Origin of the sequence: Streptomyces sp. NBC_00654 (assembly GCF_026341775.1) — a bacterium.
Classification (GTDB): domain Bacteria; phylum Actinomycetota; class Actinomycetes; order Streptomycetales; family Streptomycetaceae; genus Streptomyces.
In genome coordinates this window covers 564403-587385 of sequence record NZ_JAPEOB010000003.1, presented here as the reverse complement: position 1 = coordinate 587385, position 22983 = coordinate 564403, and the positions used below count along the sequence as shown (strand labels likewise).

The 22983-nt window shown below is 73.2% G+C and carries 14 protein-coding genes; 13 read left to right on the top strand and 1 reads right to left on the bottom strand.

Annotated elements, in window-relative coordinates; genetic code table 11:
• Positions 1-146: 146 nt before the first annotated feature.
• Complete coding sequence (locus tag OHA98_RS34855) at positions 147-1613, bottom strand: MFS transporter (protein WP_266932542.1); 1467 nt, start codon at positions 1611-1613, stop codon at positions 147-149.
• A 618-nt stretch (positions 1614-2231) separates the two neighbouring features.
• Here OHA98_RS34855 and OHA98_RS34850 point away from each other — a divergent pair.
• The 13 genes from OHA98_RS34850 (at position 2232) to OHA98_RS34790 (ending at position 22934) form a co-directional block, all read left to right on the top strand.
• Positions 2232-3020, top strand: a complete 789-nt coding sequence (locus OHA98_RS34850) for an ABC transporter ATP-binding protein (RefSeq protein WP_266931716.1) — start codon at positions 2232-2234, stop codon at positions 3018-3020.
• Entirely contained in the window at positions 3017-5599 is a 2583-nt protein-coding gene (locus OHA98_RS34845) for an ABC transporter permease (protein ID WP_266931715.1), read from the top strand. The genes OHA98_RS34850 and OHA98_RS34845 overlap by 4 nt, the downstream gene beginning before the upstream one ends.
• Positions 5600-5826: 227 nt before the next feature.
• Positions 5827-6090 carry a hypothetical protein gene (locus tag OHA98_RS34840; RefSeq protein ID WP_266931714.1) on the top strand — a complete coding sequence of 88 codons (264 nt, stop codon included), beginning with the start codon at positions 5827-5829 and terminating at the stop codon, positions 6088-6090.
• 13 nt (positions 6091-6103) lie between these two features.
• On the top strand, positions 6104-7945 hold the full coding sequence (locus tag OHA98_RS34835) for a BTAD domain-containing putative transcriptional regulator (protein ID WP_266931713.1): 1842 nt from the start codon (positions 6104-6106) through the stop codon (positions 7943-7945).
• 4 nt (positions 7946-7949) lie between these two features.
• A complete protein-coding gene (locus tag OHA98_RS34830; RefSeq protein ID WP_266931712.1) occupies positions 7950-10256 on the top strand; it encodes a TOMM precursor leader peptide-binding protein in 2307 nt (768 codons plus the stop codon).
• Complete coding sequence (locus tag OHA98_RS34825; protein WP_266931711.1) at positions 10246-12327, top strand: TOMM precursor leader peptide-binding protein; 2082 nt, start codon at positions 10246-10248, stop codon at positions 12325-12327. Before OHA98_RS34830 ends, OHA98_RS34825 begins: the two co-directional genes overlap by 11 nt.
• 14 nt (positions 12328-12341) lie before the next feature.
• Entirely contained in the window at positions 12342-13964 is a 1623-nt protein-coding gene (locus OHA98_RS34820) for a SagB family peptide dehydrogenase (RefSeq protein WP_266932540.1), read from the top strand.
• A 115-nt stretch (positions 13965-14079) separates the two neighbouring features.
• The gene (locus tag OHA98_RS34815) at positions 14080-16761 is read left to right on the top strand and encodes a lantibiotic dehydratase (RefSeq protein ID WP_266931710.1); all 2682 of its coding nucleotides are present in this window, start codon (positions 14080-14082) and stop codon (positions 16759-16761) included.
• A complete protein-coding gene (locus OHA98_RS34810; protein WP_266931709.1) occupies positions 16758-17852 on the top strand; it encodes a lantibiotic dehydratase C-terminal domain-containing protein in 1095 nt (364 codons plus the stop codon). Before OHA98_RS34815 ends, OHA98_RS34810 begins: the two co-directional genes overlap by 4 nt.
• Complete coding sequence (locus tag OHA98_RS34805; RefSeq protein WP_266931708.1) at positions 17849-18982, top strand: site-2 protease family protein; 1134 nt, start codon at positions 17849-17851, stop codon at positions 18980-18982. The genes OHA98_RS34810 and OHA98_RS34805 overlap by 4 nt, the downstream gene beginning before the upstream one ends.
• Positions 18983-19004: 22 nt before the next feature.
• Positions 19005-20012 carry an ABC transporter ATP-binding protein gene (locus OHA98_RS34800; RefSeq protein ID WP_266931707.1) on the top strand — a complete coding sequence of 336 codons (1008 nt, stop codon included), beginning with the start codon at positions 19005-19007 and terminating at the stop codon, positions 20010-20012.
• Between the two features lie 193 nt (positions 20013-20205).
• Complete coding sequence (locus OHA98_RS34795) at positions 20206-20961, top strand: ABC transporter permease (RefSeq protein ID WP_266931706.1); 756 nt, start codon at positions 20206-20208, stop codon at positions 20959-20961.
• Entirely contained in the window at positions 20958-22934 is a 1977-nt protein-coding gene (locus OHA98_RS34790; protein WP_266931705.1) for a TOMM precursor leader peptide-binding protein, read from the top strand. Before OHA98_RS34795 ends, OHA98_RS34790 begins: the two co-directional genes overlap by 4 nt.
• Positions 22935-22983: the final 49 nt, after the last annotated feature.

Genomic DNA, 22983 nt, shown 5'->3' with positions numbered 1-22983 from the left:
GGGGCCCGGGGGGTGGACGTGCAAGGCTGAAGCGGAGGCGCCGGAGCGCCGGTTGATGCGCGTAGATTACTAACGGGTACCCCGGGTGGGGAGGGGGTACGCCTAAATACCCTTGGCAGACGGGCGGTTGTCCATTTCCTGGTTGCCTAACGGACGCTTTCGGCGCTTTCGTCGAGGATCGGGAAGCGGCGCGGGGCGAGAAGGACGAGTACGAGCAGGGCGAGCGCGGCCGCTCCGGCGGCGCCGAGGTAGACATGGTCGACCGCCGCGTCGACGGCCCGGCGCAGATGGTCCGTCGCGGCGGCGGAGAGGGAGCCCGGTTCGTCCAGGGCGTGCGAGACCGCGTCCAGGTCGCCGGGCAGCCCGGGGACGGGGGCATCGGTCAGCCGGGAGGCCAGCACCCCGTTGGCGACGGCGCCGAACAGCGCCGCGCCGATGCTCTGGCCCACCTGGCGGCAGAAGAGGACGGACGCCGTCGTCGTACCGCGTTCCGACCAGCCGACGGTCGACTGGACGCCCACGATCAGCGGGAGTTGGAACAGTCCGAGGGCCGCGCCGAGCAGCAGCATGATCAGTGCGGGCTGCCAGGCCGCGCCGGGGTAGGGCAGCAGCGGGAACGCCAGCAGGATCAGCAGGGCGGCGCTCATGCCGATGATCGCGGTGAGCCGGAAGCCGATGCGGTGGTAGACCCGGTTGGAGAACGCGGCCGAGACCGGCCAGCTCAGCGTCATCACGGAGAGCACGAAACCGGCCGCGATCGGGCCGAGCCCCAGGACGGACTGGGCGTACGTCGGCAGGAAGACGGTCGGCGCGACCATCAGCAGCCCCATCGCGCCCAGGGCCAGATTGACCGAGGCGATCGTCCGGCGCCGCCAGACCCAGCCCGGGATGATCGGATCGGCGGCCCGGCGCTCGATGGCGACGGTGAGAGCGGCGAGCACGGCACTGGCGCCGAACAGCGCGAGCGAGGGTGCGGAGAGCCAGGGCCAGGCGACGCCGCCCTGGACCAGCGCCGTGAGCAGGAGGACGCCCGTCGCGAAGACGGCCAGCGCGCCCGCCCAGTCGATCCGGGGCCGGGTGGCGGGGCGCGGCCGGGAGGGCTCGTGGAGGTGACGGACGACCAGCCAGAGGGCGAGGCCCCCGACCGGGAGATTGATCAGGAAGATCCACCGCCAGTCCGCGTACGCGGCGAGCAGCCCGCCGACCGCCGGGCCGGCGACGGCCGAAGTGGCCCACACCGTGGAGAGCTTGGCCTGGATCCTGGGGCGCTCCTTGAGCGGGTAGAGGTCGGCGGCGATGGTCTGCACCGTGCCCTGGAGGGCGCCGCCGCCGAGGCCCTGCACGACGCGGAAGGCGATCAGCGCGGCCATGTTCCAGGCGGCGGCGCAGAGCACCGAGCCGACGAGGAAGAGGATGATCCCGGCGACCAGGACGGGCTTGCGGCCGAAGGTGTCGGAGAGCTTCCCGTACACGGGGAGGGTGACGGTGACGGCCAGCAGATAGCCGGAGAAGAGCCAGGAGAAGACCGCGAACCCGCCCAGGTCGCCGACGATCTGGGGGACGGCGGTGGAGACGATGGTGCCGTCGATGGCGGCCAGCGCCATGCCGAGCATCAGTGCCGCGACCACGGGGCGGCGGCCCCGGGGAGTGCCGGGGCGGCCCTTCGGCCCGTCGGGCGGCCCTTCGGCCTGACCGTCGGGCGTCGCGGCGGGCGGACCGGGGGGCGTGGCGGCCGGACCGGGGGACGTGACCACGGGGTCGGGGGGCGCGACTCCGGGGCTGCCGGGGGGTTCTGCGGCCGGACCGGATATCGCCGCGGTGTCGCCGTCCGTGCCGCCCACAGATTTTCCTTCCCTATGCATGTATTTCCCGGGACACTGTCTCACCGCGCGTCGCCCGGCGGGAGGGCCATGGGGAACGGATCCGGCATCGGCCGGTCCGCGCCGGGGGTGTTCACGGCCCCTTACGCCGGACCCCGCCGGGGGGCGAGGACCCCTAGGGGTTTGTCCTCAGTCGTGCCCGGGGGCCGTTCCTCCCGGCGGAGGACGTGACGGCGGGGGCCCGTTCCTTAGCCTTTTCCTACGTCGCGCATGCGGCCCGCAACGGGGGCGGGGTGGGGAAAACCCCACCACAGGACTGCGCTGAGCACCATCGCGCCGGGCCCCCTCCCCACCCGAGACTCAGAACGTACACAGTGACGTTCCGTCATTGACCGACATAGGAGATAAACCGTGACAACGGCTGTAACCATTCCCAGGCACGGGGGCACTGGAGGGCGTACGGCCGTCGCTGCGCGAGCACGGCAGGTCGTCAAGGCGTACGGGGCGGGGGAGACCCGGGTCGTCGCGCTCGACCATGTCGATGTGGACATCGCCCGGGGGCAGTTCACGGCGATCATGGGGCCGTCCGGCTCCGGCAAGTCGACCCTGATGCATTGCCTGGCCGGGCTCGACACCGTGACCTCCGGCGAGATCTTCCTCGACGAGACCGAGATCACGAAGCTCAAGGACAAGAAGCTCACCCAGCTCCGCCGGGACCGGATCGGCTTCATCTTCCAGGCGTTCAACCTGCTTCCGACGCTCAACGCGATCGAGAACATCACGCTGCCGATGGACATCGCGGGCCGCAAGCCCGACGCGGGCTGGCTCCGGCAGGTCGTGGAGACCGTGGGCCTCTCCGAGCGGCTGAAGCACCGGCCGACCGAGCTGTCCGGCGGTCAGCAGCAGCGTGTCGCGGTGGCCCGCGCCCTGGCCTCGCAGCCGGAGATCATCTTCGGTGACGAGCCCACCGGGAACCTGGACTCACGGGCCGGCGCCGAGGTGCTGTCCTTCCTGCGCCGGTCGGTCGACGACCTGGGCCAGACCATCGTCATGGTGACCCATGACCCGGTGGCCGCCTCCTACGCGGACCGGGTGCTCTACCTCGCCGACGGTTCCATCGTCGACGAGATGTACAACCCGACGGCCGACCAGGTCCTGGACCGGATGAAGCACTTCGACGCACGCGGGCGGACGTCATGACCGTCTGGAAGACCTCGATGCGCAACTTCCTCGCGCACAAGGGACGGATGGCGCTGTCCGCCGTCGCGGTCATGCTGTCGGTGGCGTTCGTGTGCGGCACGCTCGTCTTCACCGACACGATGAACACCACCTTCGACAAGCTCTTCGCGGCGACATCGGCCGATGTCACCATCAGCCCGAAGTCGCCGAAGGGCGGTGACGGCATGCCGGACAACGGGAAGCCCGAGTCGCTGCCCGCCTCCGTCGTCCAGCTGGCCGGGAAGGCCGAAGGGGTGGCGAGGGCCGAGGGCGCCGTCATGAGCGCGTCGGTCACCGTCGTCGACAGCCACAACAAGAACATGGGGTCGGAGACCGGAGCCCCGACGCTCGCGGGCAACTGGACCCGGAACGACCTCCGTTCCATGGAGATCACCTCCGGCCACGCCCCGCGCGGCCCCACCGAGGTGATGGTCGACGCCGACACCGCCGAGAAGCACCACCTGAAGATCGGCGACGAACTGCGCACGATCGCCGTCACCGGTGACATCACGGCACGGATCAGCGGTATCGCCTCGTTCAAGGTGACCAACCCGGGCGCCGCGATCGTCTACCTCGACACCGCGACCGCCCAGGCGAAGCTGCTCGGCACGCCCGGCGCCTTCACCCACATCTCCATCACCGCCGAACCCGGCATCAGCGACACGCAGGTGAAGAAGAACGTCACCTCGGCGCTCGGCGACCCGGCCCCGTACACGCTCCAGACCCAGCAGGAGGCCGCCGACGCCAACAAGGACTCCATGGGGTCCTTCCTCGACGTCATGAAGTACGCGATGCTCGGCTTCGCCGGAATCGCCCTCCTGGTCGGCATCTTCCTGATCGTCAACACCTTCTCCATGCTGGTCGCCCAGCGCACCCGCGAGATCGGCCTGATGCGGGCCATCGGCTCCAGCCGCAAGCAGGTCAACCGGTCCGTACTGGTGGAGGCGGTACTCCTCGGCATCGTCGGATCGGTCCTCGGCGTCGCCGCCGGGGTCGGGCTCGCCGTCGGGCTGATGAAGCTGATGAGCTCCATCGGGATGGAACTCTCCACCGGCGACCTCACCCTCGCCTGGACAACCCCGGCGACCGGGCTCGTGCTCGGCATCGTCGTCACGGTGCTCGCCGCGTACATCCCGGCCCGCCGGGCCGGCAAGGTCTCCCCGATGGCCGCGCTGCGCGAGGCCGGAAGCCCGGCGGACGCGAAGTCCGGCTGGATCCGGGCCGGTATCGGCCTGGTCCTCACGGGCTCCGGAGGCGCCGCGCTGTGGGCCACCACCCAGGCCGACAAGGCGAGCGAGGGATCGCTGTTCCTCGCCCTCGGCGTGTTCCTCACCCTGATCGGCTTCATCGTGATCGGCCCGCTGCTGGCCGGTCTGGTGGTGCGGGCGCTCAGCGTGGTCGTGCTGCGGCTGTTCGGCCCGGTCGGGCGGCTGGCGGAGCGCAACGCGCTGCGCAACCCCCGGCGTACGGGGGCGACCGGCGCGGCCCTGATGATCGGCCTCGCCCTGGTGGCCTGCCTCTCGGTCGTCGGCTCGTCCATGGTGGCCTCGGCCACCGACGAGCTCGACAAGTCGGTCGGCGCGGACTTCATCGTCCAGTCGCCCACCGGCCAGCTGATCGTGCCCCAGGCCGCGAAGGCGCTGGAATCGGCACCCGGCATCGAGCACCTCACCGAGTACCGGACCATCGACGCCAGGATCACCGCACCCGACGGTGCCGCGAACGACGAGGAGATCGTCGCCGCCGACCCGACGTACAAGGACGACCTGCGCCGCGAGACGGTCGCCGGTGACCTGGCCGCCGCGTACGGCAGGAACGCCATGTCGGTCGGCGACGGCTACGCGAAGGAGCACGGCGTCGAGGTCGGCGACGAGATCACGGTCGCGTTCAAGGCGGGCGACACGGCGAAGCTGAAGGTCGCCGCGATCACCTCGGACGACACGAGCGTCGACACGGGCGCGATGTACACCAGCATCACGACCGCCGAACAGTACGTCCCCGCCGACCGGATGCCGAAGAACGGGATCATGTTCGCCAAGGCGCAGGACGGCAAGGAGAAGGAGGCCTACGCCTCCCTCAAGGCCTCGATCGACGCGTACCCGCAGTACAAGGTGCAGAACCAGACGGACTTCAAGCAGGAACTGAAGGACCAGATCGGTCAGTTGCTGAACATCGTGTACGGGCTCCTGGCCCTGGCGATCATCGTGGCGGTGCTCGGAGTGGTGAACACCCTCGCCCTGTCCGTGGTCGAACGGACCCGAGAGATCGGCCTGATGCGGGCGATCGGGCTCTCCCGGCGCCAGCTGCGCCGCATGATCCGTCTGGAGTCCGTGGTCATCGCCCTTTTCGGCGCCCTGCTCGGGCTCGGTCTGGGGATGGGCTGGGGCACCTCGGCGCAGAAGCTGCTCGCGCTGGAGGGCCTCGGGGTCCTGGAGATCCCGTGGCCGACCATCCTCACGGTCTTCGTCGGCTCGGCGTTCGTCGGACTGTTCGCCGCACTCGTCCCGGCCTTCCGGGCGGGCCGGATGAACGTCCTGAACGCCATCGCGACGGACGGCTGACAACAGCGGTCACCGTAGAATGACGGTGCCGGCCCCGGGGCGTTCCTCCAAACGCCCCGGGGCCGAAACGCGTTTCTCCCCGGAACCGGCCCGCGTCCGCCCTGCACGAAGCTGCCGCACCCCGTGCAGCAAGCTGTCATCACGGCCCCGGCCCCGTTCCGTTCCCCGCTGGCATATTCATCCGTGCCGGGACTCCCCGGCAGGACGCCACAGCCGAAGGGGAAAACGTGACTGTGCCTTTGCTGTCCCCGCTTTCGCGGAAGCCGCGCGGTCCGGTGCGCGGCGCCGTCGCCGTCACCGCACTCACGCTCGTCTCGCTCGCACTCTCCGCCGGCGCCGCCTCGGCCGCCCCCGCCGCCACGGGGTCCCCGGAACGGCTTCCCGAACACGCGGTCCAGGTGATCTGTACGCAGGTGGACGAGCTCCTCGGGCGACTGCCCGTTCCCTCCGGGCCCGTTCAGGTGTGCAAGCTGGTCAACGGCTGGGACTAGGGCGGAAGCCGTGATGCGGTTTCAGCTCCTCGGGCCGCTGGCCCTCGCGGACGGCCCCGACACCGTCGTACTCCAGCCGTCGAAGCCCACGATCCTGCTCGCCGCCCTCCTGCTGCACGCCAACTCCGTGGTGTCCGCCGAATATCTCCAGCGGGCCGTCTGGGGCGAGGAGCAGCCCGCCACCGCCAAGGCCGCGCTCCAGACCTGTGTGCTGCGGCTGCGCCGGCTGTTCACCAAGCACGGGGTCACCGAGACCGCGATCGAAGCGGTGCCCGGCGGCTACCGGATCACCGCCGCACCGCACACCCTGGACCTCCTCGGCTTCCGCGACCAGGTACGCCGGGCCGTGGCCCTGTCCGACGACCCGGAGGCGGAGCTCTACACACTCAAGGACGCGCTGTCGCTCTGGCAGGGCTCCCTGCTCGCCAATGTGCGCTCCGACGTCCTGCACCGGGACGAGGTGCCACGGCTCGCGGAGGAGCGGCTGCGCGGCGTGGAGCGGGTCTGCGACCTGCTGCTGGGGCTGGGGCGCTGCGGAGAGGCGCTCGTCGAACTATGGACCGCTACGCGCGTATATCCCGGGCACGAACGGTTCCACGAGCAGCTGATCGAGGCGCTCTACCGGACCGGACGGCAGTCCCAGGCACTCGCCGAGTACCGCAGGGTCAAGGGCTTCCTCCTGGACGAACTGGGAGTGGACCCGTCGCCCGCCCTGCGGCAGCTGGAACTGGCGATCCTGCGCGGCGAGGACCTGGGAAGGGCGGACACCGCCTCCCTGCCCGGCCCCGCACGAGGGCCCGCCCCGGCACTGGCGCCCGCGCCGGGGCCCGGCTCCGCGCGGGGTCCCGCCCCCGCCGTCCGGGTCGTCGAGGGCGAGGTCGTCGACGACCCCGGGGTCCAGCCCGTGCCCCCCGTCCCCCACTTCACCGGGCGCGAGGCCGAGACGGCCGCCATGGTCGCCCGGCTCACGGCGGCCGCCGGACCCGGCGCGAAGGACCGGCAGCCGCTCGCCGTCCTGGTGTCGGGCGCGCCCGGCATCGGCAAGTCGGCGCTCGCCCACCAGGTCGCCCACCTGGTGCGGGACTCCTTTCCGGCCGGCCGGCTGCTCGTCCGGATGACCCGGCCGGACGGTGAACCGCGCCGCGTCCCCGAGGTCGCGGCCGAGGTGTCGCGGGCCCTGCGCTCCGGGAGCGCGGGCGAACGCGCCCTGCTCGTCCTCGACGACGTGGTGGACGCCGATCAGGTGCGCCCGCTGCTGCTCCCGTCCGACGGCCCCGCCATCGCCGTCGTCGTCACCAGCCGGATGGGGCTGGCCGGACTCATCGCCACCCACGGCGGCTGGGTGCACCGGCTCTCCGCCTTCACGGAGACGGAGTCCTACGCCCTGCTGCTGGCCGCGCTCGGCGCCGAACGCGTCGAGGCGGAACCCGCGGCCGCCCGCCGGCTGGCCGCGCTCTGCGGACACTTCCCCGCCGCCCTGCGCATCCTGACCGCCCGGCTGCTGACCCGGCCGGGGCTGGAACTCGGCCACGCCGTCGACTGGCTGGGCGAGGACCCGCTCGCCCGGCTCACCCTGACCGACTCCCCGGGCCTGTCCGTCACCGGTCTCTTCGACCGGGCGATCGACCGGCTCGACCCCCGGCTCTCCGAGGCGCTGTTCCGGGTCGGGGCGGGCCCGCCGGACATCCCGGTGACCGGGGACACCGCACCGGAGACCGAAGCCGTGCTGGAGCAACTGGCCGACGCCGGACTGCTGGAGGACGGCCCGCCCGGCCCGTACCGCATCCACGCCCTGCTCCGCGCCCACATACGAAGAACCGCCCGGATCCGCATCCGCCGCACAGAGAAGGTGTGAACCCATGGCCGAGAGTGCCGAAGCCGCCGCAGTAGCAGGCGTAGCCGTAGCCGCAGCCGCAGGCGGAGCAGCCGCCACGACCGGCACGCCGGCCGGGAAGGGGACCGGGGCGTTCGATTCGCTGGCCGGGACCCGGCCGCGCATCCGCCAGGACGTGCTGTTCACCGAGACCCCCGGCGGCGTGCTCTTCCACAACGCCGACGGCGGCTTCCATCTGACCGGCCGCACCGCCTACCGCTTCGCCTCCCTCGTCGTCCCGCACCTGACCGGCCACCACCGGCTCTCCGAACTCTGCGCGGGCTTCGGACCGGCCCAGCGCGCGATGGCCGCCGAGCTCGTCAAGACCCTGTACGCACGGGGGTTCGCCCGTGACATACCGGTGGCGGACAGCACGGCACAGCCCCTGCCGGACGCGGTCGCCGAGCGGTTCGCGGCCCAGATCGCCTACGTCGACCACTACGCCGACGGCGCCCCGGAACGCTTCGCCCGCTTCCGCGCCACCCGCGTCGCCGTCCTCGGCGACGACGAGGTGGCCCGCTGGTGCGCGCTGAGCCTGGTGCGCAACGGGTGCGTCCGGATCGGTACGGCCGCCACGTTCGACGACGTCACCGCCGAGGCGGCCGAAGCGGGCGCGCACATCGGGCGGATCGTCCCGGGTACGGACGCCGGACACGGCGCCCCCGGCACCGGGGCGGAGGCCGGCTGGGAGGCCCTCGACGGCTACGACGTGGTCGTGGTGACCGGCGCCGGGGCCGGCGCGCGCACCCACCGCCTGCTGGCCGCCGGAGTGCCCGAGGGCCGGACCCTGATCCCCGCCTGGTCGTTCGGCCGCCGTCTCGTCGTCGGCCCGCTCGCCACCGCCACCTCCACCGGCTGCTGGTCCTGCGCGGTCCTGCGGCTGGGCGGCAACGCGGCTCCCGGACCCGCCGCCGAACTCTGGGGCGAGGCCGCGGGCGCGGTCACGGCCTCGGGGGACGCGCTGTCCGGCCCGGTCGCCGCGATGGTCGGCAACCTCCTCGGCTACGAGATCTTCCGCATCGCCACCGGCGCCCTGCCCGCCGAGACGGACGGCCAGGTCCTCGTCCAGGACCTGGAGTCGCTCGATGTGATGGCCGAGCCGGTCCAGCCCCACCCCCGCTGCCTCCGCTGCGCCGCCCTCGACGTCCGCGAGCCCGACGCGCTGCCGCCGGGCCTGGCGCTCCCCGTCACCCCGACCGTGGAGACCGCCCGCGACGCCGAGGCGCTGGTCGAGGACCTCAACCGGATCAGCACGGCACTGGTGCGCCCGTTCACCGGGATCTTCAGCCGGTACGACGACGAGCGCCTGACCCAGACCCCGTTGAAGATCAGCCGGGTCGAGGTGGCGCTCGGGGCCGGGGTGCGGCGCCGGATCGCCGCGTTCGACGTGCACCATCTGGCGGGCGCGCGGATGCGGGCGCTGTACGCGGCGGCGGAGGCGTACGTCGAGCACGTCGTGCCGGTGGAGACCTCGGACACCGGGGCCGCCGACGGTGCGGGCACTGCGGACCTCGTACTCGCCCCGGAGGCGCTGACCACCGGGGGCGGCACCGGCGTACGCCCGCGGACCTGGGTCACCGCGACCTCGCTGATCGGCAAGGAGCCGGTCAGGGTGCCCGCCGCCGCCGTGCGCACCTTCGGCGCCCACAACCGGGACCGGCTGCACCTGGCGACCTCGGCCGGATCGGGCGCGGGCGGCAGCGCGCGGGAGGCGGCGGGGCGCGGCCTGATGTCGGCGCTCGCGCACGACGCGCTGCTCCGGGCCGTCCGGGGCACCACCGGGGTGAGCCCGGTGGCGGCCGACGCGGCCGACCCGGAACTGGTGTTCCTGCTGAAGTCGGCGGCCAACCTGGATGTCGCGGTGGAGCTCCTCGACCTGGGCGAGGCGGCCCGCACCTCGGCCCATGTGGTGCTGGCCCGCGAGGCGGACAGCGGCCCGGCGGGCGGGCGCTGGGCGGTCGGGGCCGGTCTGTCGCGGCGCACGGCGGCCTGCTCCGCCCTGCGGGACCTGCTCGGTCAGGTGCAGCTGGCCGCCGAGGACCCGGATGCCGAACCGGACCTGGGCGACCCGCTGCTGGGTGACTTCGCCGCCGGCACGGTCGCGGTGACGGGGGAGTCCGTCGCGGCGGAGGGGGAGACGACCACGTTCGAGGCGGTCCTCGACCGGCTGCGGGAGGCCGGGCGCGACGCCCTGTACGTGTCCACCACCCCGGCCGACCTCCCGGCGGGCGGCATCAGCACCGCCCGGGTGCTCCTCACCGTGGACGGCGAGGGCGGCCCCGATGCCCGTTGAGACAGCGGACGCCGTACTCGCGGAGTCCACCCGTCTGCTCGCGGGGCTCATCGGGGAGGGGCTGGCCCGGCACCTCGGCGACCCGCCGCCGCTGGACGTCGCACCGCTGGGCGTACACGACGCCTTCGCGGGCGGTACGGCGGGCGGGAACGCCGCACCGGGCGGGATCCGGCCGGACGCCGTCGCCCCGGACGGGACCTGGACGCCCGCCGTGCCCGTCCGCTACTACGGACAGCACGCCGTCGTCGGCCCCTTCCCCGCACCCGCCCCCGCCGAGGGGTCCGGGGTGCCGCAGCCCTGCGCGCGCTGCCTGGACCGGCGCTGGCAGGGAGTCCGTTCCGTCGCGCTGCGCGAGGCGCTGGAGCTCGGCTCCGGCACCCGGGCGGCCGGGGAGACCCCCTATGTCACCCCGTTCGGCGCCGAGACCCTCGCCGGGGTCATCGCGGCCCGGCTGAGCGGAACCGGCCCGGACACCGGCGCCTTCCCCTTCGTCCACCTCGTCGACCTGCGGACCCTCGCCGTCCGCGGCTATCCGCTCGTCCCCGACCCGGAGTGCCCCGCCTGCGGCCGTCCGGAGCCGGACACCGAGGAGGCCGCCACGCTCATCCTGCGGCCCGCGCCCAAACGGAAGCCCGGCGGCTTCCGGGTCCGGGACATCGCCGAATACGAGCTGCCCGTCGAGCCGTACGCCAACCCGGTCTGCGGCTCGCTGGGCCCGTCCGTCGTCCAGGACATCGCCTCCGCCTCCACCTCCGCCACCATCGGCCGCTTCTCGATGCGTTCGGGGGAGTACCTCCGCGAGACGTTCTGGGGCGGCCACGCCGACACCTTCGCCGAGAGCCTGCGCATCGGGGTCCTGGAAGGCCTTGAGCGGTACGCGGGCATGCGGTCCCGGGCCAAGCGCGCCCAGGTGCACGACTCCCTGCACGGCCTGCGCGGGCGCGGCGAGCACGCGCTCGACCCACGGGTCTGCGGGCTGTACTCGGACGCCTTCCACCGGGCCAACCCCCGGGTCACCCCGTTCACCCCGGACCGGAGCATCCCCTGGGTGCGCGGCTACTCGCTGCGCGAGCACCGCACGGTCCTGGTCCCGGAGGTGCTCACGTACTACCACGCGCCCGGCCTGGAGAACCGCTTCGTGCAGGAGAGTTCCAACGGCTGCGCGTCCGGCGGCTGTCTGGAGGAGGCCGTCTACTTCGGGCTGATGGAGGTCGTGGAGCGCGACGCGTTCCTGCTCGCCTGGTACGGGCGGGCCGCCCTGCCCGAGATCGACGTGCGCACCAGCGGCCGTGCGGCCACCCGGCGGATGGTGGACCGGCTGGAGATGTACGGCTACGAGGCCCGCTTCTTCGACACCCGGATCACCTTTCCCGTACCCGTCGTCACGGGTGTCGCCGTGCGCCCGGACGGCGGGCCGGGCCGGATGTGCTTCGGCGCGGGCGCCGGACTCGACCCGGAAGCGGCGCTGGCCGGCGCGCTCTGCGAGATCGCCACGGACGCCGTGAACCTCCAGGGGCGCACCGAACGCGACGAGGCGCGGCTGCGCGCCATGGCGTACGACTTCGACAAGGTCGAGGCGCTGCACGACCACCCGCTGGCCTACGGCATCCCGGAGATGGGCGAGAACGCCCACTTCCTGCTCGGCGAACCGGGAGCGCCGCGCCCGCCGAAGCGGTCCTTCGCCGAGCTGTACGGAGCCGGAGTTGGAGCCGGAGCTGGTACCGGTACCGGAGCCGGAACCGGGGGCGCGGGCGGTGACCGGAGCGGCGGGCGGCACCCGGTGATCCCTGTCTCCGACGACCTGCGGGAGGACCTGGGGCGGTGTGTGGACGCCGTCACCGGGGCGGGGTTCGACGTGATCGTCGTCGACCAGACCATGCCGGAACAGCGCGCCCTGGGCCTGACCACCGTCTCCGTCATCGTGCCGGGGCTGCTGCCGATCGACTTCGGCTGGAGCCGGCAGCGGGCGCTCGGCATGCCCCGGCTGCGCACCGCGCTGCGCGAGGCGGGGCTGCGCGACGCCGACCTCACCGACGCCGACCTCAACCCCGCGCCCCATCCCTTCCCGTGACCAAGGAGCTCGCCATGGGGTACGCCCATGAATACGCCGCCGCGATCATGCAGCGCGGCCGGGTCCCGATGGACCCCGCGGATTTCGTACCGAACTGGTCGGACGGACCGCGCAAGGCCAAGTTCTACCCGGGGGCCGACAGCCTGCCGCTGCCCGCCGCCGACTACCCGGCACACGCGACGCTCGACCGCGGCCTGGCCCAGGACGGCGGCGCGGACGGGGAGTTCGACCTGTCCGTCCTCTCCGGGATGCTCCGGGACTCCTACGGGCTCACCGGCCGCCGGCTCGGTGTCCAGGCCAACACGGACCTGAGCGCCCTGCCCCACTACCCGCTCGCCAACTGGTCCCGGGGTTCCGCCTCCGGCGGCGGCCTCTACCCCGTGAGCGTCTACTGGGTCTCCGGCCCCGCCGGGCCCGTACCGCCCGGGGTGCACTACTACTCCACCCGGCACCACACCATGCAGCGGCTGCTCACCGGCGATGTGTCGGGCGAGGTACGGGCCGCGCTGGGGGAGGGGGCCCCGGGGCCCGCCACCGATCAGTACCTGGTGCTCGGCATCAAGTACTGGCAGAACTCCTTCAAGTACAACAACTTCTCCTTCCACGCCGTCTCCATGGACGTCGGTGCCTGTGTGCAGACCTGGCGGATGTGGGCCGGTGCCCGGGGTCTCGCGGTCGAGCCCGCGTTCTGGTTCGACGAGGAGCACCTCGCCTCGCTGCTCGGGGTGAGCACCCGGGAGGAGGGCGTCTTCGCCGTCGTCCCCCTGAAGTGGGCGGGTGCGGCGGACCGGCCCGGCGCGGCGGGTGCGGCGGGTGCGGCGGACGGCCCGGCCGGTGACCGGCCCGCCACCGCTCGCGTCTCCGTGCGGCGCCGCGACGTCGAGCGCTCCCGTACCGTCCTCTCCTTCGACGCGCTGGAGAGGATGCAGGCGGTCACCTCCGCCCGCGCCGAGGCCCGCCCCGCCCCGGACGCGCTGGCCCCGGCCGCCGCGCACCCCGCCGACCCCGCGCTCCCCGAGGTGGCGCTCGTCCCCGCGCGGGCGCTGGACACCGACGTACGCACCGCCCTGCGCGACCGGCGCAGCAGCTTCGGCCGCTTCGACGCGCAACGGCCGGTGAGCCAGGAGCAGTTGGCCACCACTCTCGCCGCGGCCGTCACCGGATCGCGGATCGGCGGGGACACGGGCGGCACCCGGCTGGCGAAGCTGTACGCGTTCGTCAGCCATGTCGAGGGGCTGGCCCCCGGCAGCTACGCGTACGACCCCGAGGCGCACAGCCTGCGGCTGATCAAGGAGGGGCGGCCGGGGGAGTTCCTCCAGAAGAACTACTTCCTCTCCAACTACAACCTGGAGCAGGCGGGCGCGGTCCTGGTGCCCACGGTCCGTACGACCGCCGTCCTGGACGCGGTCGGCGACCGGGGCTACCGCCTGGTCAACGCCGCCATCGGGGCCGTCGCGCAGAGCGTGTACACCGCCGCTTCCGCGGTGGACCTCGGCTGCGGGGTGGCGCTCGGCTTCGACAACATCTCGTACATCGAGGAACTGGGCCTCGCGGAGACGGGCGAAGCGCCACTGCTGATCATGATGGTCGGCAACGAACGGCCCGCCCCCGCCGACTTCCGCTACGAGATCGCCTGAGCCGGGGGTACGGACGATGAAGCAGAATCCCGCGAATCCCGCGAATCCCGCGAATCCCGCGAATCCCGCGAATCCCGCCGTCCCCGCCGGCCCCGCAGTCACCCGGCCCGCGTTCATGCTGCGCGTCGCAGGGCTGCCCGTCGAGAGCGTGCGGGCACTGCGCTGCCCCGGGAGCCGCCGCTGGGCCGACGACATGCTCGACACGACGGAGCGGCTGAGCCGGGGCGCCGAGGCGGTCGGCGACCAGCTGCACGGGCTGATCGGCGGCAGCGACGACGAGCCGCTGCGCCGCGCCCTGCTGAAGCTCCGCCGGGACGTCTTCAACAACCGGCTGCCGCAGGCCGACGCGGCCGACCGGGCCCTGGCCCTGGTCCGCGGCCTCGACCCGGCGGCCGGAGACACACTGGCCGACTGGCTGGCCGGCCGGCGCGGGCTCGACGAGCGCCGGAGCGAGGGCGCCGCCCTGCTCGCCGCCGAGACCGGCCGCAGCCGCACCGAACTGCGCCGGCTGGCGGGGGAGGACCGGCTGCGCAAGGGACTGCTGCTGGCCTCGCCCACGCTGGACGCCCAGCTGGGTGCCTTCATCCACCGGGCGGGGGACGGTCCGCCCGACAAGAAGCAGCGCAAGATCGAACGCTCGCTGCTCTCCTACCTCTACCGGACCGTCTGCAAGACCAGCCCGTTCTCCACCTTCACCGGCGTCGCGCTCGGCTCACTGGACGGTGACGGCGGGCTGGGCGTACGGGTCGGGGCGGACTGGCAGGGGCAGGTGCGGCTCAATGTCGTCGCCCTCGGCCGGCTCGCCGACGCCGTGATCGCCGACCCGGTGCGCCGGGCCGATCTGCCGGTCGCCCTCGCCTCCGGCTGGGGCCGTGACGACGACCGGGTGCGCTATGTGCGCCGCTGGGTCACGGCGGGCGACGACGACACCGCCGTGACCTTCGACGCGGTGAAGGACCGGCTGTTCTTCCTGCGGCGCAGCGGCACCCTGGAGCGCCTGCTCGGCCTCTTCGAGGAGCGCGGCACCCTGCGCTACGGCGAACTCTCCGGCTGGCTGGCGACGGACCGGGGCGCCACTGAGGAGGAGTGCGCGCAGTACCTCCAGGCGCTCCTGGACCTCGGCATGGTCCAGGTGCCGTGCCTGCGGACGGAGGTGCACGACACCGACCCGCTGCGCGCGTTCCAGGGTTCGCTGCGGGGCCTCGGGCGGCCCTGGGCGGACGGGCTCGCGGACCGGCTGGAGGGGGCCGCCGCCCGCGTCGAGCGCTTCGCGGACGCCTCCCCGGACGAAAGGCGGGCGCTCCTGGCGGAGTTGCGGGACGAGCTGACCCGGGTCCAGGAGGAGGAGCTGGGTGCCGTACGCGCGAAGGTCCCGCAGACCCTGCTGTACGAGGACGTGGCGGCCGGTCGCGAGGTGACGCTGGACCCGGCGGCCTGGCAGGAGCTGGCCGCCGGACCGCTCGGCGCGGTGGAGCGGATCCTGCCCGCGTTCGATCTGACGCTGCCGCAGCGGATCACCTTCAAGGGCTTCTTCCTCGCCCGGTACGGGCAGGGCGGGCGCTGCGACGATCTGCTGAAGCTCGTGCACGACTTCCACGAGGACTTCTTCGACCAGTACATGTCGTTCACCGCCGGGCACACCACCTTCGACGCCGAGGGCACCTATGTGCCGGAGGTGAACTGGCTCGGCCAGCCGCAGCTGAAGGCCCTGGACGCGGCACGGCAGACGTTCGTGGAGCGGATGCGGGCCCTGTGGGAGGCGACGGAACCGGGCTGCGGCGAGGTGCGTGTCGACGAGGACCTCCTCGCCGCCGTGGCCGGGCAACTCGGGTCGCTCGCACCCGGATTCGCTCCGATGAGTCACCATCTCCAGCTGGTGGACCGGCCCGGCGACCCGCTGGTCGTCCTCAACCGTTCGTACGGCGGGGTGTCCTTCCCGTTCAGCCGTTTCACGCACCTCTTCGACGGACACGGCACCGGCGCGGACCCCGGCGCTCTCGACGCGCGGCTGCTCGCGGGCGCGGAGGACATCGTGCCCGAGGGCGCCGTCCTCGCCGAGATCACCGGCGGCCCCGTCACCAGCAACCTCAACCTGCACGGGCGCCTCACCCGGTACGAGATCGTCTGCCCGGGGGAGCGCGGCACCCTGCCCGGGGAGTTCCGGCTGGACCTCGACGACCTCCACCTCGTCCACGACCCGGACGAGGACCGGCTGGTCCTGCGCTCCACCCGGCTGGGGCGCGAGGTCATCCCCGTGTACCTGGGCTATCTCGTACCGCTGGCCCTGCCCGAACTGCCCCGCACACTCCTGCTGCTCTCCCCGACCTCGATGGCCCCGCTCAATGTGTGGGGCGGCGTCCCCGAGGGCGCTCCGGTCGGCGGGGTGACCGGGCGGCCGAGGGTGCGCCACGGCAGCGTCGTGCTGAGCCGCCGCAGCTGGAGCGCCCCCGCCGCCGTACTGCCGCTGCGCGGGCCGGGGGTGGCCGAGGACGGCTGGTTCCTCGGCTGGCACGGCTTCCGGCGGGCCCACGGGCTGCCGGACCGGGTGTTCGCGACCGTGTCGGACACCGGGGCGCGGGGCGCGACCGGCGCCAAGCCGCAGTACCTCGACTTCGACAGCCCGCTCTCCCTGTCGGCGTTCGAGGCGCTCCTGAAGTCCCCGCAGGCGCGTGTGGTGTTCCGGGAAATGCTGCCCGACGAGGACGGACTGCACACCGTGTCCGCCCGGGGCCGCCATGTCGCCGAACTGGCCGTGGAGACGGCCGTACCCGTCCGAAGGAGTACCCAGACCCCATGAACGTCCCCACCGCCGCGACCGCGTCCACCGCCGGCCCGGCCACCTCCCCGGGCCCCTGGCAGGCCCTGCACATCTTCTACGCCGCCAACCCGCGCCCCCTGCTCCTGCACTGCGTCCGCCCGCTGGTCGACGAGCTGGAGGCGGACGGGCTCCTCGCCGGGTACTTCTTCATCAACTACTGGCTGGAGGGACCGCACGTACGCCTCAGGCTCAGGCCCTCCTCACCGGCCGCCGCCGAGGAGGTGACGCGCCGCGCCGAGCGGGCCGTGGACGCCTTCCTGGCCGAGCGCCCGGCGCTGTACGAGGTGGACTCCGGTTTCCTCAACGACTTCTACAACACGCTCTTCGAGATCGAGTTCCCCGGCAGCGAGCGCGGCCACTACATGGACGACCAGGGCCGGATGAACCTCCGCCCGAACAACTCGCGCCATGCGATGCCCTACGAGCCGGAGTACGGGAAGTACGGCGGCCCGGCCGGGATCGAGCTGGCGGAATGGCACTTCCGTCACTCCAGTGACCTGGTCATCGACGCCTTCCGCTCCAAGAACCTCCATCTGCGCACCGTGCTGCTGGGCACCTCCGCCCAGCTGATGATGGTCATGTCCGCGACCTTCCTCCCGGACCGCACCGAGCTGGCGGACTACCTGGACAGCTACTACGAGTTCTGGCACAAGGCCTTCCCCGGCACCGGCTTCATCGGCACCGAGGAGTACGACCGCAACTACGCGGCGATGGCCGCCGGGCTCACCGCGCGCTTCGAGCGCGTCATGGCCGCCACCGCCGGGGGCGCCCGGGAGGACGGAGGCGTACGGGAGGCCGGGGAGCCGGCCGTTCTGCCCGGGTTCCTGGGCGGCTGGGCCGAGCACTGCGCCGAACTGCGCGACCGTGCCCGGAAGCTGACCGCCGACGGCGACCTCGTCTTCCGCTCGTGGGACGGGGAGCGCGACGAGCTGGTCACCGACCCGGCCCGCTCGCTGCCGCTGCTCCTGTCCCCGTACATGCATATGACCAACAACCGCCTCCACGTCACCATCAGGGACGAGGCCTATCTCAGCCACGTACTGGGGCGGGCCCTGCGGGGGACCGCGTGAGCACCCCCGGGGCCCTGGCCGAGTACCGCCCCGCGCTCCGGCCCCGGGTGCTGCTCAGCGACGCGCTGCTGGACGGCGCCGCCACCGTGCACCTGATCAAGGACACGGACAGCGGCAACTCCTTCAAGGTCGGCACCAAGGAGCACTTCCTCATCGCCCGGATGGACGGGGAGCGCAGCCTGAAAGAGATCGGCGAGGAGTACGCCGCGCGGTACGGACGCAGGCTGGCGGACGCCAACTGGCAGCAGATCCTGCGGATGCTGGGCTCGCGCGGCCTGCTCGCCGGGGCGCCCGCGCCGGCCGCCCCGGCGTCCGGGCCCGCCACCGCCCCGGCGTCCGGGCCGGCGGGCGCGCCCGCCCGGAGTCTCCTGCGCGGCAGTCTCCGGCTGGTCGCCGACGCGGACGCCACCACCGCCCGGCTGCACCGGGCGGTCGGCTTCCTGCTCGCGCCGGGGTGGCTGATACCGCTGCTGGCCCTGGTCGTGGCGATGGAGGCCGTCATCGTCCTGAGGGCCGGTGAACTGCTCCTCGCCGTACGGGAGCTGTTCACCAACCCGGTGCTGCTGACCGGGGCCGCCACGCTGCTGTGGCTGAGCACGGCCCTGCACGAGCTGGCGCACGGGGTCGTCGCCCGGCACTACGGCGGCCGGGTCGCGGAGATCGGGCTGCGCTGGCGGCTGCCCGTCGTGATCATGTACTGCACGGTGGACAACTACCTCTATCTGGGCAGCCGTTGGCGCAGGATCGGCACGGCGGTCGCGGGCGCGGTGATGAACCTGGTCTTCCTCCTGCCGTTCTGCGCCCTGTGGCTGTTCGCCCCGCTCGACGACGCCACGCACGACGCGCTGGCCGGCCTGCTGCTGCTCGGCAGCGTCCAGGCGTTCGCGATGCTCGTGCCCTTCCCGCCGCTGGACGGCTACAAGATCGCGAGCCAGCTGGCCGGGGCGACCGGGCTCGCCGCCTCGGCCGGCGCGTATCTGCGGCTCGTCGTCCGGCGCGACCCGGCGGCGGCCGGCTACCCGCGCCGGGCCCGGATCGCCTATCCCGCCTACGGGCTCGGCTCGCTGCTCGTCCTCGCCGCGATCGTCGCCGCGGCCGTGGCCGCCGCCCACCACCTGCTGACGGCCTGACGCCCCTCCCAAGGAGAGTTCCATGACCCCCACCACCCCCCGCTCCGCCCCGGACTCCCCGGGTTCCGCGGACTCCCCGGCCGTCCTTCTGGAGGGCGTGCACAAGACGTACGGCGACACCCGGGCCGTCGACGGGGTGTCCTTCACGGTCGCCCGCGGGGAGTTCTTCGGTCTGCTCGGCCCCAACGGGGCGGGCAAGACGACCCTCATCGAGATCATGGAGGGCCAGCGCAGGGCGGACGCCGGGACGGTGACCGTGCTCGGCACGAGCCCCTGGCCGAGGAACGTCGCCCTGCTGCCGCGGCTGGGCGTACAGACCCAGGCGTCGGCGTTCTTCGTCCGGCTGACCGCCCGCGAGCACCTGTGCACCATGGCGGCCCTCTACCGCTGCGACACGGCGGCGGCCGAACGGGCCCTGGCCTCCGTCGGGCTCACCGAACAGGGCGACACCCGGGTGGACGACCTCTCCGGCGGCCAGCGCCAGCGGCTCGCCATCGCCTCCGCCCTGGTCCACGACCCCGAGCTGATCTTCCTGGACGAGCCGACCGCGGCCCTCGACCCGCAGGCCCGCCGCGCCCTGTGGCAGGTGCTCCGCGACCTGAAGGGCGCGGGCCGCACCATCGTCTACACCACCCACCACCTCGACGAGGCCGAGGCGCTCTGCGACCGCGTAGCGATCATGGTCGGCGGCAGGGTCGCCGCCCTCGACAGCCCCGCCCGGCTGATCGCGGCGGGCAGCCCCACCACCCGTCTGCTGGTCCCGGCGGGCCGGCTCACCCTCGCCGCGGCACTGGCGATCCCCGGCGTGGACCGGGCGGCCGAGGAGGCCGACGCGATCGTGCTGGAGACCCTCGAATCGGGCCGGGTGCTGGCCGCCGTCGACGAGATCGCCGGGCTCCAGGGCGTCCAGACGCGCACCGCGAGCCTCGAAGACGTCTATCTCACGCTGACCGGTGCGGGTACGGGCGCGGGCGCGGAGGCGGGCGCGAGTGCGGGCGCGGGCGCGGGTGCCGGCGCCCCGCAGCCGTAGGCCGTGTCCGCGAAGCCCCCCGCCCCGCCCCGCCCCTGCCCCTGTTCCTGCCCCTGCCCAGCCCCGGCCCCGGCAGCCGTGCGGCAACCCGCCCCGGCCACCCGGCCTTGAGGCCACCCGGCCTTGAGGCCACTCGGCCACCAGGCCACCCCGGCAGCCCCGCCCTTCCCAGCGATATACGGAGACACCCCCGATGAGCGCATACGCCGCGCTGAGCCAGGCCGGATACCGGGCCTGTACGCGTGACCGGACGACCCTCTTCTTCACCTTCGCCTTCCCGCTGATCTTCCTGGTGGTCTTCGGGCTGATCTTCCACGGCCAGACGGTCGAGCAGAGCGGAAAGCCCTACATCAACTACATCGCCCCCGGTGTGCTGTCCTGGGGCGTGGGCAACGCCGCCGTCTTCGGCGTCGGCTTCACCCTCATGCAGTGGCGCCGCGACGACATCCTGCGGCTCATCCGGATGACACCCACCCCGGTCTTCTCGGTCCTCGCCTCCCGCTATGTGCTGGCGCTCGGCATCGGAGCCGTACAGGCCGTGCTGTTCGTGGCGGTGGCGCTGCTGCCCTCGTTCGGCCTCGAACTGGACGGCCGCTGGCCGCTCGCGCTGCCCGTGCTGGTGCTCGGGATCACCGCGTTCCTCGCCATGGGCGTCATCGTCGGCAGCTACGCGAAGACACCGGAGGCGGTCGCCGCCGTCGCCAACTGCCTGATGATCCCGATGGCCTTCCTGTCCGGCTCGTTCTTCCCGCTGGACGCCATGCCCGGCTGGATGCAGAGCCTCTCCCGGGTCCTGCCGCTGCGCTACCTCAACGACGGCATCTCCGGCGCCGTCACCGGGCGCGGCTCCCTCGCCGACATCGGCATCGCCTGCGCGGTGCTCGCCGGATTCGCGCTCGTCCTCGGCGCCGTCGCGCTCAGGACCTTCCGCTGGAGCGACAAGTCATGACCGCCACCACGGTGCACACGGAAGCCGCGTCCACCCCGCTCGACGCGGCCCGCACCCACCTCCAGTCCGCGCTCTCCCGGCTCCACGCGGGGTCGCGGCCGCTCACGCCCGGCCTCCCCGTGCCCCGCGTCGTCCCGCTGGGCGCCGCCGACACCCTCGGCTTCGGCCACCCCGACCCGTACGCCGGCACCCGCCCCGCAGCGAACGTCCAGCTCACCGCACGGGCCGTGCTGATCGGCCCCTGGGGCGGCGGGGACGGCGACAGCGCCTGCGGTCAGTGCCTCGCCATGCGCTGGCAGCGGCTGCGCAGCCGCTCCGAGCGCGAGGCACTCGAACTCGGCCACGAACCGCACGGCGCCCTCCACTGGCCGGTGCTCACCGGCTACACGGTGGACGCCGTCTGGGCCACGTACCGGGCCGTCCTGTCCGGCGAGCGCACCCGGCCCACCGACACCACCGCCACCGCGGCCGACCGCGCGCTGCCCCAGGTCACCCGGGTCGACCTCGGCACGCTCGCCACGGCCACCTTCCCGCTGCTGCCCGAACCGCTCTGCCCCGTCTGCGTCCACGAGGTGCCGGACACCGAGGCCGCCGCACGGATGCGGCTGATCCCCAGCCCCAAGCCCGACCCGGACGGCTACCGGCTGCGCTCCCTCGACTCCTACCCCCTGCCGACCGCCGCCCTCGCCAACCCCGTCTGCGGCGCGCTCGGTTCCGACACCTGGATCAACCCGGCGTCCACCACCACGGCACCGGTCGCCGGAACCCACTTCGTACGCGGCTACGCCGGACTCAACGACGTCACCTGGAGCGGCCAGGCCAACCGGTACTCCACCAGCCGCACCCTCGCCTACCTGGAGGGCCTGGAGCGCTACGCGGGCACCCACCGCAGGCGCGGCACCTCACCCGTCGTCGACTCGTACACGAACCTGGCGGACCGGGCGCTGAACCCGGCGGACTGCGGTTTCTACGCGCCCGAGACCTACGCGCGCGACCACCTCGTCAGCCCCTTCGACCCGGACCGGGCGATCCCCTGGGTCTGGGGCCACTCGCTGCGCGAGGACCGCCCGGTCCTCGTTCCCGCGCGGCTCGCCCACTACAGCGCCGGGGTGGAGGCCGACAACTTCGTCTTCGAGTGCTCCAACGGCTGTGCCACCGGCGGAAGCCTGGAGGAGGCCATCCTCTTCGGGCTCCTGGAGCTCGTCGAGCGGGACGCCTTCCTGCTCGCCTGGTACGGGCGGGTCCGGCCGGCCGCGATCGACCTCGGCTCCTGCCGCTCCCCGGCCGTCCGCTCCATGCTCGACCGCGCCGCGCTGCACGGCTACGACGTGCACGCCTTCGACACGCGGATGGACCTCGCGGTACCGGTCGTGACCGCGCTCGCGGTGCGCCGGGACGGCGGGTACGGCACCCTCTCGTTCAGCGCGGCGGCCGGCTTCGACCCGGAGGGCACGGTGGAGGCGGCCCTGTCCGAGGTCCTCACCTACATCCCGCACCTGCCCTACCAGGTGGCCGAGCGGCGGACCGAACTGGAGGCCATGGCACAGGACTTCACCAAGGTGCTGCACCTCAAGGACCACGCCCAGCTCTACGGTCTGCCCTCGATGACCGGGCACGCCCGCGAGTATCTGGAGCCCACGGTGGTGGCCCCGCTGGAGGAGACGTTCGCCGACTGGGAGCCGCTGCGGCCCCGCACGGGCGATCTGCTGGACGATCTGCGGCTGCTGCGCGATCAGCTGACGGCGGCGGGGTACGACGTGATCGCCGTCGACCAGACGACGCCCGAGCAGCGCCGGATGGGCCTGCACACGGTCTCGACCACCGTCCCCGGGCTGCTGCCGCTGGACTTCGGCTGGACCAGGCAGCGGGCGCTGCACATGCCCCGGCTGCGTACCGCGCTGCGGGTGGCGGGCCACCGTACCGACGACCTGCCGGAGGCGGAGATCAAGGCCGTCCCACACCCGTTCCCGTGACCACACCCGTTCCCGTGACCGCACCCGCCCCGACGGCCGCACCCGGTCC

What these genes read in the sequence shown, in the direction of transcription:
- OHA98_RS34855 (WP_266932542.1), bottom strand. Translation starts at nt 1,613, where the DNA reads ATGCTCGGCATGGCGCTGGCCGCCATCGACGGCACCATCGTCTCCACC.
- OHA98_RS34845 (WP_266931715.1), top strand. Translation starts at nt 3,017, where the DNA reads ATGACCGTCTGGAAGACCTCGATGCGCAACTTCCTCGCGCACAAGGGA.
- OHA98_RS34835 (WP_266931713.1), top strand. Translation starts at nt 6,104, where the DNA reads ATGCGGTTTCAGCTCCTCGGGCCGCTGGCCCTCGCGGACGGCCCCGAC.
- OHA98_RS34830 (WP_266931712.1), top strand. Translation starts at nt 7,950, where the DNA reads ATGGCCGAGAGTGCCGAAGCCGCCGCAGTAGCAGGCGTAGCCGTAGCC.
- OHA98_RS34825 (WP_266931711.1), top strand. Translation starts at nt 10,246, where the DNA reads ATGCCCGTTGAGACAGCGGACGCCGTACTCGCGGAGTCCACCCGTCTG.
- OHA98_RS34820 (WP_266932540.1), top strand. Translation starts at nt 12,342, where the DNA reads ATGGGGTACGCCCATGAATACGCCGCCGCGATCATGCAGCGCGGCCGG.
- OHA98_RS34815 (WP_266931710.1), top strand. Translation starts at nt 14,080, where the DNA reads ATGCTGCGCGTCGCAGGGCTGCCCGTCGAGAGCGTGCGGGCACTGCGC.
- OHA98_RS34810 (WP_266931709.1), top strand. Translation starts at nt 16,758, where the DNA reads ATGAACGTCCCCACCGCCGCGACCGCGTCCACCGCCGGCCCGGCCACC.
- OHA98_RS34800 (WP_266931707.1), top strand. Translation starts at nt 19,005, where the DNA reads ATGACCCCCACCACCCCCCGCTCCGCCCCGGACTCCCCGGGTTCCGCG.
- OHA98_RS34795 (WP_266931706.1), top strand. Translation starts at nt 20,206, where the DNA reads ATGAGCGCATACGCCGCGCTGAGCCAGGCCGGATACCGGGCCTGTACG.
- OHA98_RS34790 (WP_266931705.1), top strand. Translation starts at nt 20,958, where the DNA reads ATGACCGCCACCACGGTGCACACGGAAGCCGCGTCCACCCCGCTCGAC.